This is a genomic window from Xanthomonas sp. NCPPB 901 (genome assembly GCF_056725085.1).
Window position 1 is genome coordinate 3,330,967 of sequence record NZ_CM161511.1, and the last position, 15,260, is coordinate 3,346,226.

The 15,260-nt window shown below is 68.3% G+C and carries 9 protein-coding genes; 3 read left to right on the forward strand and 6 right to left on the reverse strand.

Annotated features, from left to right (window positions below):
* Positions 1 to 147: 147 nt before the first annotated feature.
* The gene (locus tag AC1PME_RS13925; RefSeq protein ID WP_481096171.1) at positions 148 to 1,713 is read right to left on the reverse strand and encodes a sulfotransferase family protein; all 1,566 of its coding nucleotides are present in this window, start codon (positions 1,711 to 1,713) and stop codon (positions 148 to 150) included.
* A 664-nt stretch (positions 1,714 to 2,377) separates the two neighbouring features.
* Here AC1PME_RS13925 and AC1PME_RS13930 point away from each other — a divergent pair.
* Positions 2,378 to 5,161, forward strand: coding sequence for an AAA domain-containing protein (locus AC1PME_RS13930; RefSeq protein WP_481096172.1), 2,784 nt, complete (start codon positions 2,378 to 2,380; stop codon positions 5,159 to 5,161).
* Positions 5,162 to 5,443: 282 nt separating this feature from the next.
* Here the strand turns inward: AC1PME_RS13930 and AC1PME_RS13935 are convergent, their stop codons facing one another.
* Positions 5,444 to 7,036 (reverse strand): phytoene desaturase family protein, encoded by a 1,593-nt coding sequence (locus tag AC1PME_RS13935; RefSeq protein WP_481096173.1) that lies wholly within the window; start codon positions 7,034 to 7,036, stop codon positions 5,444 to 5,446.
* A 203-nt stretch (positions 7,037 to 7,239) separates the two neighbouring features.
* Here AC1PME_RS13935 and AC1PME_RS13940 point away from each other — a divergent pair, with 203 nt between their 5' ends.
* Both AC1PME_RS13940 and AC1PME_RS13945 read left to right on the forward strand, forming a co-directional pair.
* Positions 7,240 to 9,336, forward strand: a complete 2,097-nt coding sequence (locus AC1PME_RS13940) for a M13 family metallopeptidase (RefSeq protein ID WP_481098121.1) — start codon at positions 7,240 to 7,242, stop codon at positions 9,334 to 9,336.
* A gap of 235 nt (positions 9,337 to 9,571) precedes the next feature.
* Complete coding sequence (locus tag AC1PME_RS13945; protein ID WP_481096174.1) at positions 9,572 to 11,584, forward strand: M13 family metallopeptidase; 2,013 nt, start codon at positions 9,572 to 9,574, stop codon at positions 11,582 to 11,584.
* 314 nt (positions 11,585 to 11,898) lie between these two features.
* On the opposite strand, the gene AC1PME_RS13950 is transcribed toward AC1PME_RS13945, so the two are convergent.
* From AC1PME_RS13950 to AC1PME_RS13965, 4 genes are all read right to left on the reverse strand, one after another.
* Positions 11,899 to 12,228: a hypothetical protein gene (locus AC1PME_RS13950; protein ID WP_307551445.1), complete on the reverse strand. Its 330-nt coding sequence runs from the start codon at positions 12,226 to 12,228 to the stop codon at positions 11,899 to 11,901.
* A 326-nt stretch (positions 12,229 to 12,554) separates the two neighbouring features.
* Positions 12,555 to 13,211, reverse strand: coding sequence for a rhomboid family intramembrane serine protease (locus AC1PME_RS13955; protein WP_254458578.1), 657 nt, complete (start codon positions 13,209 to 13,211; stop codon positions 12,555 to 12,557).
* A gap of 350 nt (positions 13,212 to 13,561) precedes the next feature.
* Positions 13,562 to 13,939, reverse strand: a complete 378-nt coding sequence (locus tag AC1PME_RS13960) for an MGMT family protein (RefSeq protein ID WP_481096175.1) — start codon at positions 13,937 to 13,939, stop codon at positions 13,562 to 13,564.
* Positions 13,936 to 14,871 carry a DMT family transporter gene (locus AC1PME_RS13965; protein WP_481096176.1) on the reverse strand — a complete coding sequence of 312 codons (936 nt, stop codon included), beginning with the start codon at positions 14,869 to 14,871 and terminating at the stop codon, positions 13,936 to 13,938. The genes AC1PME_RS13960 and AC1PME_RS13965 overlap by 4 nt, the downstream gene beginning before the upstream one ends.
* Positions 14,872 to 15,260 lie beyond the last annotated feature (389 nt).

Below are 15,260 nucleotides of genomic sequence, written 5' to 3' on the forward strand. Positions count from 1 at the left end.
CAGCCTCGCCAGCGAGCAGGAATCTGCAGCGTGGGCTGTCGCCCCTACGCGCCACACCTGCAGCACCCACGGCGACGCGCCGGATGCGGTTGCGATCGCGCCCGGTGACGGACGCCGCAGGATCCGGCCGGACGGCCGCTCAAGGCTTTATGGATAGAACCCCGACAACAACGCCTTCAGCTCGTGCAGATCCTCACCGTAGCGCTGCCAGCGCCCCATGTAGGAACGCGTCATCGACGTGCGCACCTGTACCACGCTGGCGGTGGCCACCGGCGCCTGGTTGCGCTCGAAGCTTAGGCAGGCGTCGTCCCAGGGCAGGCCGCAGAAGTCGAGCAGGCGGCGCGTGGTCGGCTCCTGCGCGGTCACCAGGTCCTCGTAGTCGACCTGCAGGATGCGCTGCGGCAGCACGGCATTCCAGTGCGCCATCAGCCGGTCGAACAGCAGGAAGTAGCGGCCGACGTCCATCAGGTCGAAGGAATAGTCGTAGTACGGCGAGGACAGCGCGAACAGCTGGCGGAAGTTGCTCAGGCAGGTATCCATCGGATCGCGCCGCAGGCACACGATCTTCGCCCTCGGCAGCGCGCGCGCGATGTGGCCGGCATAGAGGAAATTGTGCGGCAGCTTGTCCACGAAGCGCGGCTTCAGCGCGGTGCCCGGGCGCGTGGATTCGACGTAGGCGCGGCCGAGCGCCCGCCAGTCCAGCCCCTGCACCTGGCTGAGCGTCGCCTCATCGAGGATCTCCGGCGACCGCGTGCCGGTCAGGCGCTTGAGCGCCACCGATAAGTTCTGCAATTCCCCCGCCGAATGCACCTGCGGATGGCTGGACAGGATCCGGTCCACCAGCGTGGTGCCGCTGCGCGGCATGCCGATCACGAAGATCGGCTCCTCGCTCTCGAAGCCCGCCACCGGCGAGTCGTCGGCGCGGAAGGTGCGCTGCAAGGCATCGAACAGGCGCGCATCGCGCTCGGAGGTGTAGCCGCGCGCACGCTTGTGCACCGACTTGCCCTGCACATAGCCGCGGAAGGCCGCGCGGTAGTCGCCGAGGTCCTCGTGCTCCTTGGCCAGCGCCAGGTTCAGGTACAGCACCGCGTCCGGATCGTCGCCGGCCGACGCCAGCGCGGCGTCGAGCAGCGCCAGGTTGTTGTCCTCCGGCGTCCACTTGCGCAGTTGCGACAGCGACAGATACACCTTCCAGTAACGCGGCTCCAGCGCCAGGCAGGCGCGGTATTCGGCCTCGGCCTCCTGCAGCCTGCCGGAGAACAGCAGCGAGGTACCCAGGTTGTAGCGGAAGCTGGCCTGCTGCGGCGCCACCTGCACCGCGCGCGCGAACGCCTGCAGCGACGCGGCATGTTCGTTGACCTGGCTGTAGACCACGCCCAGCGTGTCCAGGGTGTGCGCATCGCTGGGCTGCAGCGCCATGGCATGATCGGCGAAACGGCGCGCCTCCTGCAGGAACCGGCCCATCGCCAGCACCCGCGCCAGTTGCGCCGCGTAGTCGGCGCGCTCGGGATTCAGGGTCGCGGCCTGGTGCAGGTGCATGGCCGCGGCCTGCATCTGCTGCTGCTCCAGCGCCGCCACGCCGGCGACGAAATGCACCCCCGGATGCTGCGGCAAGGCCTGCAGCAGATGCTGCGCGATCCGTTGCGCCTGCGCCCACTCGCTGCGGTTGAGCGCGGCGATGGCCTGGTTGTAGAGCTGAACCTGTTCGCTCATGGATGCGCCCGATCTCCCCTGGAAGGCTGGCCGCTGCGGCATGCGGGCACGCGCGGCGGTCGCCGATTATGACTGCTGCGCGGCATGCGCGCGCGCCGACCACGCATCCGAAGAAAACGACCGTCCCTGAACCGCGTGGCGACAGGTTTTACCCTCCACGGCCCCGCGCAGCAACACCATATCCAAAGCGATGCCATAGAAATGGCAGCTGGTGACGTTGCTGCCTCCCTGGTCCACACCTGCCTGTGGCCGTCGCCGCGCTCCCGGGCCGGCATCCTGGAGACGGTGCACGCCCCCAGCACGGCACACCTGGCTTCGGCATTGGACATTCGCGCGTGGACCTCGTATCCCGCCGGGCAAGATGCAGGACTATGGACGTGTCGCACAGACCGGTCCTTCGGCTCCGGCATGCCTGCGCGCAAGCCAACGATGCAGGAACCGGAGTCGGGTCGAGGTCGACCAGCCCGGGGAATTCGCAGCGACGCCACCATTCTGGTCGATCGATGACGCGTCCACGACGCGACCGGCACACGACCGAACCCAGTAACCGTCTATCTGCCAAGAGCAGAATGCTGGCAAGATGAGGCCACATGGGAGAAACGACGGCATGCGACAGCCGGGACGAAACCAGGACGAGACCGTCCGCACATAGCTAAAGGTTCCTATGGTATCGATCCATGTGGGCGGCGAGGACAAAACCGCGAAGATCAGCGACTGGGCGATTTATTGGAGCAACAAATACAATGCCCTGCACCTGACGTGTTACTACCCCTCCGGGAAGACCTACACGCGCCCGCTTGGCGACTGCCGCGTTTCTCCCACCCGCGAGCTGGGCGAGATGCTGTTGACCAAGCCAGGCAGCACGGTTGTCACTCCGATCGCCAAGGCGACCGTCTACGGCGAACGGTATGCCGTCGTGCACTATCCGGACAACGAAAAGCCTTACGTCTTCAAGATGGACGGCATTGGCTTGATCGCGCCGACGAACATGCGGGATTTGCCTGTCTTCCGCTATTTCATTGACGTGGCGAAGGCACGGCACGAACGCGCGAAATCTGAGACCGAGCGTCATATCACTGAAAATGTCGTGTCCCAGCTGGGGAAACTTCCCGCCAGCGCCGCCACCGCCCTGCAGGCGTACTGCACCGGGTGCAATGGCACGCAATCCCCAGGCCGGGGGCTGATCTATCCGTTCGGCCTGAACGAAAGCCAGCTCGCGGCGGTCGAGCAGGCGTTCCGTGCGCAGGTCAGCGTCATCGAAGGCCCGCCAGGGACCGGCAAGACCCAGACCATCCTCAACATCCTGGCCAATATCCTGCTGCGCGGACAGACGGTGGCGGTGCTTTCCAACAACAATGCGGCGGTGGAAAACATCTATGAGAAACTTGAGAAATGCGGCTTGAGCCATCTGGTCGCCAGACTCGGCAACCAGCACAACCGCCGTGATTTCTTCGCCGATCTGGCGCCGTGGCCATCCAGCGAACCCGAGTCCGAGTCCGAGTCCGAGTCCGAGTCCGAGCCAAGTCTAGAGGAGATTCAGGCCCTGCTGGCCAGCGTCCAGCGACAACTGCACGACCATAACCGTGCCGCGCAATTGCAGACCGAACTCGACGAACTGACTATCGAGCGACACTACCTGCAGCAATGGCAGGCCGACAATGGCGTACAGGCTGGCGCTTCGCTTGACCGGTATGGACTGACTCCGCGCGAGACGACGGACCTGATGGCCTACCTGGCCCATCTAGGAGAGCGGCGCATTCGTCTGAAGGACCGCGTCGAGCTGCTGTTCAATTTCGGGATCCTCCGCACCAAACCATTCGCCCAGGGCGATGCGCGGCTATCCGCGTTCCATGCACTACAGATGCACTACTACAACAAGGTACTGCAGGACAAAGCGGGAGAGCTGCAGAGCTGCCGCGACGCGTTGGCACAGGGGAATTTCGAGGCCTTGCTGGATGAATTGAAAACCGCTTCGATGCGCCACCTTAAGCGACATCTGCAACGGCTGCCACCGCCGCCGGACAGCTTCGATGCCGGCACGTACCAACAGCATTTCGATGCCTTCTTGAAACGTTTTCCGATCCTGGGCAGCGGCACGCATTCCATCGTAAATTCGATCGCGCCGGGAGCGATCCTCGATTACGTGATCATCGACGAGGCGTCGCTGCAGGACATCGTGCCTGGCATCTTGCCACTGGGCTGCGCGAAGAATTTGATCGTGGTCGGCGACAGCCGCCAGTTGGCGCACATTCCAGTGGTGCTGGGCCTGCCAGCGCCCGCCGAGGCCTACGACTGCGAGCGCTACAGCCTGCTCGATTCGTGCATCGGCGTATTCCAGGACGCACTGCCCAGAACCCTGCTGAAAGAGCATTACCGCTGCCACCCGAGGATTATCCAGTTCTGTAATCAGCAGTTCTACGACAACGCCCTGGTGCCGATGACCAAGGACACCGGCGAAGCGCCCATGCGCCTGGTGGTGACCGCCAGAGGCAACCACGCTCGCCAGAACACCAATCTCCGGGAACTCGACTCCCTGCTCAAACTGCTCGATGCCGAAGAAGGCCCCGTCTGGATGGACCGCGACGGCCGTGGCTTCATCGCTCCGTTCCGGGCACAGGTCAGCCTTTCCGACAAGCACCTGCCTGCGGATTTCGTCAAAGACACGGTGCACAAGTTTCAGGGCCGGGAATGCGAGGAAATCGTTTTCTCGACCGTGCTGGACAAGAAGCGCTACAACCAGCAACGCGAACGGCTGAACTTTGTCGACGATCCGCGCATGATCAATGTGGCGGTGTCGCGGGCCAAGCACCGCTTCACCCTGGTGACCGGCGACGAGGTGTTCGCCGGCAATAACGGCCACATCGCCGCGCTGATGCGCTACATCGCCTATTACGCACAGGACGCGCAGATCGTGCGGGCACCGGTGGTATCGGCCTTCGACCTGCTTTACCGCGAGTACGACCAGTCGTTGGCGCGGTTGAACGCCCGCTTGCGGCCTGAGGATTCGCGCTACAGATCCGAGCAGATCGTCGCACAGTTGCTGCGGGAGGCATTGTCCGCCCCGACATGCAGGGCCTTGTCGTACCACGGCCAGATCAGGCTGGATCAGGTCGCATCGCCGCGCAACCCGGATTTGACGGAACGCGAACGTGCCTTCATGACGCGCGCCAGCTGCGATTTCGTTCTCTATTTCCGGGTGGGAAAAATCCCGGCGGGGGTGATCGAGGTCGATGGCGGCTATCACGATCGTCCCGATCAGGCCGATCGGGATGCCCTGAAGAACGCCATCCTGGCCAAAAGCGGGATCCCCATCCTGCGCCTGCGTACCGTCCAGAGCGGCATCGAAGAGAAGATCGCCACGTTCGTCGCCCAATGGGCGAGCCCGGCGCCTGAAGCGCCCCCGCAACGCGATGTCCCTGCTCCGGTCGAGCCGGAGGCCTCCGGCTGATGCACGCATTGCGCGCCCCCACGCCGCTCCGCCATCTTCCTCCAGCACGCCGCGCCAAGCCACGGTAAACGGAGGCAAGGAACCCAGCCGCTTGCACCGCGATTGGTTTGCGAAAAGCGGAAGCGTCGGCCTTGCAGTTCTGCCGCTACTGCAGCACGCGCATCCTTGCGCTGCAGTTGGGCGCTGACCGAAGCGCCTGGACTACGCAGGAATTGCTCTCGCAGGCACAGCACGACGTTGCGCGCGCGGCTTCTGCAGCGCACTCGCCGTTCGGGCGACGGCTCAACCGCGCAACAGCGCCATCGCCGCGTTGTGGCCAGGCGCGCCGGTCACGCCGCCGCCGGGGTGGGTGCCGGAGCCGCACAGGAACAGGCCCGGGATCGCGCCGCGGTACGCCGCCTGGCCGAGCATCGGCCGCGCGCTGAACAGTTGGTTGAGGCTCAGCGCGCCATGAAAGATGTCGCCGCCGATCAACCCGAAGGTGCGTTCCAGGTCCAGCGGACTCAGCGCCTGCCGGCCCAGCACCGAGGCGGCGAAGCCCGGCGCGTAGCGTTCGACGGTGGCGATCATCAGCTCGGCGACCTCGTCGCGGTGCGCGTCCCAACTGCGCCCGTCCGGCAACTGCGGCGCCACGTGCTGGCAGAACAGGCTGGCCACGTGCTGGCCGGGCGGCGCCAGGCTCTCGTCCAGGGTGCTCGGGATCAGCAGCTCGACGATCGGTTCGCGCGACCAGCCGTGCGTGCGCGCATCGTGGTAGGCGCGGTCCATGTAGGCCAGGCTCGGCGCCAGCACGATGCCGGCGGTGAGGTGGTCGCCCGGCCCCGGCAGCGCGCTGAAGCTGGGCAGCCGCGACAGCGCCACGTTCATGCGGAACGTGCCCGAACCGCAGCGCCAGTGCGCCATGCGCGCGCGGGTGGCGGCCGGCACGTGCGCCGGATCGAGCAGGCGCTCGTACAGCAGCTTGGGGTTGACGTTGGCGACCACGTGCCGCGCCCGCAGCCGCTCGCCCTGCTCGGTGACCACGCCGACCGCACGCCCGCCCTCGACCAGGATCTCGCGCACGCCCGCATCGGTGCGGATGCGCGCGCCGGCGGCGGTCGCGGCGCGGGCCATGGCCTGGGTGATCGCGCCCATGCCGCCCAGCGCGTGGCCCCAGGCGCCCTTGACCCCGTTGCTCTCGCCGAACACATGGTGCAGCAGCACGTAGGCCGAGCCCGGCGTGTAGGGACTGGCGTAGTTGCCGACGATGCCGTCGAAGCCGAACAGCGCCTGCGCCGCGTCGCTCTCGAACCAGCGCTGCAGGTACTCGGCGGCGGAGATGGTGAACAGGTCCAGCAGGTCCTGGCGCAGTTCCGCGTCCAGCGCGTGCAGGCGGCGGCCGAGGCGGCCGGCGCGCAGCAGTTCGGGCAGCGCCTGCAGCCAGCCGCCGTCGGTGACGTTGGGCGGCGGTTGCAGCGCCAGCGCGCGCAGCACGTCGGCGATCCGCTCCAGCCGCGCTTCGTAGGCCGGCAGGCGCGCGGCGTCGCGCGCGGAGAACTTGGCCAGTTCGGCCTGGGTGTGGCCGGCGCCGGTCAGCAGGTAACGCCCGTCCGGCAGCGGCAGGAAGTTGTTGCGCCGGCGCGGCACGATGCGCAGGCCGTGCCCGGCCAGGTCGAGGTCGGCGATCACCTTCGGCTGCAGCAGCGACACCGTGTAGGACGCCACCGAGTTGCGAAAGCCTGGGTGGAACGCCTCGGTCACCGCGGCGCCGCCGACCACCCCGCGCCGCTCCAGCACCGTCACCGTCCAGCCGGCCCGCGCCAGGTAGGCGGCGCAGACCAGGCCGTTGTGGCCGGCGCCCACGATCAGGGCATCGCATGGCGGTTCGCGGGTCATGGCCGCATGGTAAGCCAGCGCCGGCAGGCCTGCCGACCCGACGGCCCCGCGCCCCTGCCGATGGCCCAACGCGCGGGGCCGCCCATGACCTTCGACACCCCTGAAACCTCCCGCGGCGGCGTAGAGTCTCGCCACGGCCCGCCCGGGCCATCCTGTTATCCACGTTGGCCTGGAGCCTGCCTGTGACCCTTCGCAATCCCAAGATGCTGCTGTTGACCCTGGCCGTGAGCGCCGCGCTGACCGGCTGCAACAAGCCCGAGAGCGCCACGCCGGCCGCCGACGCGGCCAAGCCCGCCCCCGCGGCCACGCCGGCCGCGCCGGCCGAGCTCAAGCTCGACACCAGCAAGCTGCCGGCCTACAGCGCGTTCAACATCAACGACCTGGACGCCAGCAAGAACGCCTGCGACGACTTCAACGGCTACGTCAACGGCAAGTGGCTGGCCGCCAACGAAATTCCCAAGGACCGCAGCAGCTGGGGCGCGTTCTCGATCCTGGACGAGCGCTCGGTGGCCGTGCAGCACCAGCTGGCCGAACAGGCCGCCGCCGCGGCCAACCCGCAGGGCGTGGAGAAGATCGTCGGCGACTTCTGGTCCTCGGGCATGGACGAAGCCAAGATCAATGCCCAGGGCATCGAACCGCTGAAGGCCGACCTGGCCGCGATCGACGGCCTCAAGGACGGCCCGGCGATCGCCGAGTACCTGCGCCAGAGCGCGGCCAAGGGCGAGAACGGCCTGTTCGGCTTCGGCGCCGAGGCCGACTTCAAGAATTCGACGATGAACATGGCCTACGCGATGCAGGGCGGCCTTGGCCTGCCCGACCGCAGCTACTACGTCGACGCCGACAAGCAGGACAAGCTCAAGGCCTACCAGGCACACGTGGCCAAGGTGCTGGAGCTGGCCGGCGTACCGGCCGCCGACGCGGCCAAGCAGGCGCAGGACGTGGTGGCGCTGGAAACCCGCCTGGCCAAGGTGTCCAAGTCCAGCGAGGAACTCTCGCGCGACGCCGAACTGGCCTACCACCCGATCACCCCGGCCGAAGCGGACATGCTGACGCCGAACTTCTCCTGGACCAAGTTCTTCGAGGCGCAAGGCATCGCCGTGCCGGAGAAGTTCTCGCTGGCGATCCCGGCCTTCCACCAGGAAGTGAGCAAGGCGCTGGGCGACACCGACCCGGCGGTGTGGCGCGCCTACCTGCGCTTCCACACCGTGGACAGCGCCTCGCCGTACCTGAGCGATGCCTTCGCCCAGGAGAACTTCGCCTTCTACGGCAAGGAACTCAACGGCCAGGCCGAGATGAAGCCGCGCTGGAAGCGCGTGCTCGGCAGCATCGAGGACGGCGCCGGCGAGGCGATGGGCCAGATGTACGTCAAGGTCGCCTTCTCGCCCGACGACAAGGCCAAGATGCAGCAGCTGGTGGAGAACCTGAGCCAGGCGCTGAAGGCGCGCCTGGAGAAGCTGACCTGGATGAGCGACGAGACCAAGGCCAAGGCCCTGGAAAAGTGGAAGACCTTCACCCCGAAGATCGGCTACCCCGACAAGTGGCGCGACTACAGCGGCCTGACCACCAAGCGCGACAGCTACCTGGACAACGTGCGGGCGGCCACCGCGTTCAACTACAAGTACAACCTGAGCAAGATCGGCAAGCCGGTGGACAAGACCGAGTGGGGCATGACCCCGCAGACGGTCAACGCCTACTACAACCCGCTGCAGAACGAGATCGTGTTCCCGGCCGCGATCCTGCAGCCGCCGTTCTTCGACCCGAAGGCCGACGACGCGTTCAACTACGGCGGCATCGGCGCGGTGATCGGCCACGAGATGACCCACGGCTACGACGACCAGGGCGCGCGCTTCGGGCCCACCGGCAACTTCGAGAACTGGTGGACCCCGGCCGACGCCAAGAAGTTCTCCGCGCTCACCGGCAAGCTGGTCCAGCAGTTCGACGGCTACGAGGTCGACGGCAAGCACGTCAACGGCAAGCTGACCCTGGGCGAGAACATCGCCGACCTGGGCGGCCTCACCACCGCCTACGACGCCATGAAGAAGGCCACCGAGGGCAAGGACGACCCGAAGGTCGGCGGCATGAGCCGCGACCAGAACTTCTTCATCAACTGGGCCACCGTGTGGCGCACCAAGTACACCCCGCAGAACGCGATGGTGCGCCTGACCACCGACCCGCACGCCCCGGCGCAGTTCCGCGCGATCGGCGCGCCGTCGAACCTGGAGGCCTTCGCCACCGCGTTCCAGTGCAAGCCGGGCGCGCCGATGGTGCGCAGCGGCGACAAGCGCGTGGTGATCTGGTAAGCGCCGGCGTCACTGCCGTCCCGCGAAAAGGCCCGGCATGTCCGGGCCTTTTCTTTGCCGCGGCGCCAGCGCGCCACGGCGACCACGCGGCCGTGCGCCCGCGATGGCGGCGCCCCCCTGCCGACAGCGGTCCTTCACTGAACCCGATAGGTTCGCCCGCGTGGTTCATCGCCACAGTTGCACACCGCGGCTTGTTAAACTCCGCCGACTTTAATCCTGACCGGATGCGTTCCCGATGCCCAATGCCCGTCCGCTTGCCCTCGCTGTCGCCCTCGGCCTGATCGCCCTTGCCTCCGCAGCCGATGCCGCGCCCAAGAAGAAGCGCGCCGCCACCGCCAAGGCCCCGCCGATCAGCGCCGCCTGCAGCGATTTCTACGACGACGCCAACGCCGACTGGCTGAAGCAAAATCCGGTGCCGCAGAGCGGCGCGGTCACCGCGCTGGGCCAGCTCGCCGCGCGTGCCCAGCAACAGCAGCGCGACCTGCTCGACGCGAGCATGCAGTCGCCGCAGAACGCGGTGCAGAAGGCGCTGGGCGACTTCTGGGCCAGCGGCCTGGACGAGGCCGCGGTGGAGAAGGACGGGTCCAACCCGATCGCGCCGCTGCTCGGCCGCATCGACGCGATCAAGAAGGCCAAGGACGTGCCGGCCTCGATCGCCGCGCTGCACCAGATCGGCATCCCGGTCGCGTTCAATTTCGGCGCCGACGTCGACCTGAAGGCGCTGGACCGCCACATCGGCTACTTCATGCAGGGCGGCATGGGCCTGCCCGACCCGGCCTTCTACACCCGCACCGACGCCGACACCGTGGCGCTGATGGGCCGCTACCGTAACTATGTCAAGCAGATCCTGACCCTGACCGGCACCCCGGCCGACCGGCTCGAGGCCGACACCCAGTCGGTGCTGCAGATCGAGACCGCGCTGGCGCGCAGCGCCAAGTCGCTGGCCGGCATCAACAACCCGTTCAACAACTACGCGCCGATCTCGACCAAGGAGTTGAACAAGCAGTACCGCAACCTGCAGCTCGACGCCTTCCTCAAGGCCCAGGGCGTCAACGACGACCTGGTGTCGATGGCCGACCCGGACATGTTCAAGCAGCTCGACGGCATGATCGTCAGCATCAAGCCCGAGCAGTGGAAGGCCTACCTGCGCTGGCGCGTGGGCGATGCGATGGCGCCGTACCTGTCCAAGAGCTTCCGCGACGCCAGCTTCGAGTTCCGCGGCCGCGTGCTGCAGGGCCAGGTCGCGCCGCCGCCGCGCTGGGTGCAGGTGCTGGACGCGATCAACGTCGCCGCCGGCCCGATGCTGGGCCGCGAGTACGTGGCCCGCTATCTGTCGGCCGACACCCGCCGCCAGGCCGAGACCATCGCCGACCAGGTGCGCGATGCGCAGATCGCCGCGGTCAAGCGCAGCACCTGGCTGAGCGAGCCGGCGCGCACCGAGGCGCAGGCCAAGCTGGCCGCGCTGAAGATCGAAGTCGGCGCGCCGCGCCGCGACCTGGACTACACCGTGCAGCCGATGGGCCGCGGCAGCTTCGGCGGCAACATGCTGATCGCCTCCACCTGGCGCCACCGCGAGGAGATGAAGCGCATCGGCAAGGGCAACGCCGACCGCCGCTGGGACGTGCTGCCGCAGCAGCCGGCGCTGACCTACGACATCGCCCAGAACCGCCTGATCGTCACCGCCGCGGTGCTGCAGCCGCCGGTGTACGCGGCCGGCGGCGACGCCGCGGCGCTGTACGGCGCCTACGGCGCGATGGTCGCGCACGAGCTGATCGGCGCCATCGACAACAAGGGCAGCCAGGTCGACGCGCAGGGCCAGCTGCGCAACTGGTGGACCCCGGAGGACAAGAGCGCCTGGAACGCGCTGGCCGCCCGCACCGCCGCGCAGTACGGCGCCTACGACTTCCCCGGCGTGAAGGGCGCCAAGGTCAACGGCCCGCTGACCCAGGACGAGGACCTGACCGACATCGGCAGCGTCGAACTGGCCTGGCAGGCCTACGGCGCCGCCCAGCCGAGCGCCAGCGAGTCCGGCAAGCAGGCGTTCTACAAGGCCTGGGCCGGCCTGTGGGCGCAGCAGCTGTCGCCGAACGAAGCGGTGCAGCGGGTCACCGCCGACGTGCACGCACCCGGCCGCTGGCGCACCAATGGCGCGCTGGCCAACCTGCCCGCCTTCGCCGCGACCTTCACCTGCAAGCCGGGCCAGCCGATGGTCCGCAGCGAGGCCGAGCAGATCCACCTGTGGCCGTGAGCCGGTGCCGGCGCTAGCCGCCGGCCAGGCACACAGCAAGACGGCGCGGGCAACCGCGCCGTCGTCGTATCAGCAGGTCGCGATCGGTGCCATCGCCTCCCCCATCTGGGCACGCATGCAGCGAGAGCGCGGTCCTCGCGCTCCCCGCCGCAGCGTGAACGCCCCGGGGCCGACTGCGCCGCCCTGGCTTGCCATCGCGCCAGGCCGAGAACAGCGCCGAAATTTCCGAATTTCGGCCAGCGCAGGATCGGCGCCGCTGCGATGGTTCGGCCGAGCGCTCCCCGGACGCTCGGACGGGAAACCCCGCGATCGCCTCATTCAAGGCTCAGGCGATACGCTGCGGGAGCGCTCCAGGCAATGCGGATATAGCGCCCCCGCAGCAGCCCCTGGTCGCGCAGGAATTCGAACACCTCCGCAGGGCACCATTCCTTCCCGGCCGAGAACGCCACGCCGATCACCCGCAGTTGCTCGAAAACCGCCGCCTTGGCGGTAGCGTCGACGGCGCACAGTTGCGACCGGCCACCACCGCAGTCCGAGAAACCGAGGCGTTCCAACGCAGGGCGTACGCTGTCATCCAGCACCTGGATGCGGACGACGTCACCATCGGCCTGTTGGACGTAAGCCGCCACCGTTTTTTCAGTCATCGCCCAGCACCTCCGAACGACGTTCCGTGACCCTCAAGCGGATCCAGCGCGTGCAGCGCAGCCGGCTGTGGAAGAACGCCACGGTGGTACGCCGGCGGCGGCTGGCTGCTGCAGTACCGACACGACATCCGCGACGACCCACTGCGCGCGGAACGGCTGCGCACCGACAACCCGGCCGACGTCACCCTGTGCCAGGGCCACCTGTGCGCCAACGTCGAAACCAACGGCCCGGCCGACGGCGATCGTCGACAATACCGGCTGCTGCGCCCACGCTGATTCCGCGCCAAGGGGCAGGAACCGGGGCGGCAGACCGCCCCGCCGCGCTCTTAACGCACGATACGCGGGCGCGGCGGCTTGCGCTTGCCGAACGGCGGCTGGCCGCGCCAGTAGCGGATCATCAGCCAGCCGAACAGCATGCCGCCCAGATGCGCGAAATGCGCCACGCCCGGCTGCAAGCCGGTGAAGCCCATCAGCAGTTCCAGCGCGCCGAACACGATGACGAAGGTGCGCGCCTTCATCGGGATCGGCGGGAACAGCAGCATCACCCGCTGGTTCGGGAACAGCATGCCGAAGGCCAGCAGCAGGCCGAAGATGCCGCCGGAGGCGCCCAGGGTCGGATACGGCTCGTTGCCGTTGCTGAGCATCCACCAGCCGACCAGCAACTGGCACAGGCCGGCGCCGACTACGCAGACCAGGTAGTAGGTCAGGAAGCGCTTGTTGCCCCAGGTCTGCTCCAGCGGCCCGCCGAACATGTACAGCGCCAGCATGTTGAACAGCAGATGCGAGAAGCCGCCGTGCAGGAAGCCGTAGGTCAGCAGCTGCCAGAGCTGGAAGTTCTGCCCGGGCGAGAACGCATCGAAGGCGCCGATCGGCCACAGCATGAAGGGCGCGAACGTGTCCATGCCGAGCAGCATCTGCAGCAGGAACACCACGATGTTGCCGATCAGCAGCGCTTGGGTGACGGGCGGAAGTCTGGGAAACATGGTCAGGTCCGTGGCAACTGCCCCCATCATAGCCGCTCGCCCTTGCCGGCACCCCAACCAATGCAGCGGCCTTCGCCTCTGGACCTAGAGCGTGCCCTGGGAACCGCCACAGCCGTCTCGATCGCCATCCTGTGGGAGCGACTTCAGTCGCGACGAGCGGCGCCGGCCGACCCGCGGACTGCGCAAAAGGCGTCGGGACTGAAGTCCCTCCGACAAGAGCAGGCCCCCTCTTCCAAGGGAGATCACCAGTGGCAGCTTTCGTAGGAGCGGCTTCAGCCGCGACGGCGCGTTCCCGGTCAAGCCCGTCGCGGCTGAAGCCGCTCCTAGGGACGGATGATGGCCGGGCGTCGCTACGCCGGTCCCCACACCTCGGCATCGAGATCGCGCGCCGGCGCCGGCGCGCGCTTCACCCGACCGCCCTGCACTACCACGCCCTCGGCGCGCAGGCGCTGGCATTGTTCGCGATAGCCAGGCGCGCCTTCGGGAAAGGCGATGCGGCCGTCGCTGCGCAGGACCCGGTGCCAGGGCAGCGCGGGGTCGGCGTTGCCGCCGAGCAGGCGTGCCACCAGCCGCGCGCGTCCCGGCAACCCGGCCAGCATCGCCACCTCGCCATAGCCGCGCACCTGGCCCGGCGGGATCGCACGGATCGTCGCCAGGATCCGCGCATGCGCCTCGGCCGCCGTCGGCGCGGCCAGTGCCGCCGCTGCGGGCGCCCGCCGTGGACTCATGCCGGCCGCGCCCGCACCGGCCGCGACACCAGCAGCACCCCGCCCAGCACCAGCACGGTGCCGGCGATCTGCCACGGCCCCATCGCCTCGTCCAGCAACAGCACACTGAGCACAATGGTCGAGACCGGGCCGAGCATGCCGATCTGCGCCGCCAGCGCCGAGCCGATGCGCTGCACCGCCAGCATCGTCGCCAGCACCGGCACCGCCGTGCACAGCGTGCCGTTGAGCAGCGACAGCGCGTACACCGGCGCCGGCAGGGCCAGCGCGTGCAGCGGCCGCAGCAGCAGGAACTGAGCGATGCACAGCGCGCAGGCGACCAGGCTGGCGTAGGCGGTCAGCCGCACCGCGCCGACCCGCGCCACCAGTTGCCCGCTGCCGACCAGATAGGCCGCATAGGCCAGCGCGCTGCCGAACACCAGCAGGCTGCCCCAGGCCGTGCGCGCGCCGCCGATGCGCAGGTCGTGGCCGAACGCCAGCAGCACGCCCAGGTAGCTCAACGCCAGCGCCCACAACTGCCGCCGCTGCGGCCGGCGCCGCCACAGCAGCACGCCGATCAGCAGCACCAGGGTCGGGGTGAGGTACAGGATCAGCCGCTCCAGGGTGGCGGTGATGTAGGCCAGGCCCAGGAAATCCAGGAAGCTGGCCAGGTAGTAGCCGAGCACGCCCAGCGCGACGATCCGCCAGCGGTCGCCCGGCTGCAGCGGCGGCGCGCGCCGCGCCGCCCACAGCGCCATCGCCGCGAAGCACGGCAGCGCCACCAGCATGCGCAAGGCCAGCAGGGTCACCGCATCGACGCCGTAGCGGTAGCCGAGCTTGACGATGATCGCCTTGCCGGAGAACGCGATCGCGCCGCCGGCAGCGAGCAGGATGCCGCCGAGACCGGCCTGCGGGGCGGCGGGAGCGATGGCGCTGGACTTACCGGGCGCGCTCATCGCGCACCGCCGCGGCAAGGACAAGAGGAAACGTGCATCCCGCCATTCTACGGCGCCGCGGTCGGCTGGCCGTCGCATCGCCACTGTGGCGGACGAAGATCCTGCAGAGGTCGGCGCCGCCGACCCAATTGGCCGGCCGGCGCTCAGGCAGCGCTGGCCCGCCTGAGCGCGGCCGGCTCGGCGTACCTGGCGATCGTGTGCCTGTTGCCGGACGCACCGCAGGCCCAGCGCGCACTTCGGTTCATCGACGCGGCACGGGGTCTCACTCCGACGCAGCCATACAGCCGGCCCAGGTCCCGGCATGGCGACGGATGCACACGCCCCCATTGTGCTCGGCTTCGGTGGACAGGCCCACCTCGCCGGCACGCGACGGCATGCCAAGCCGCTCC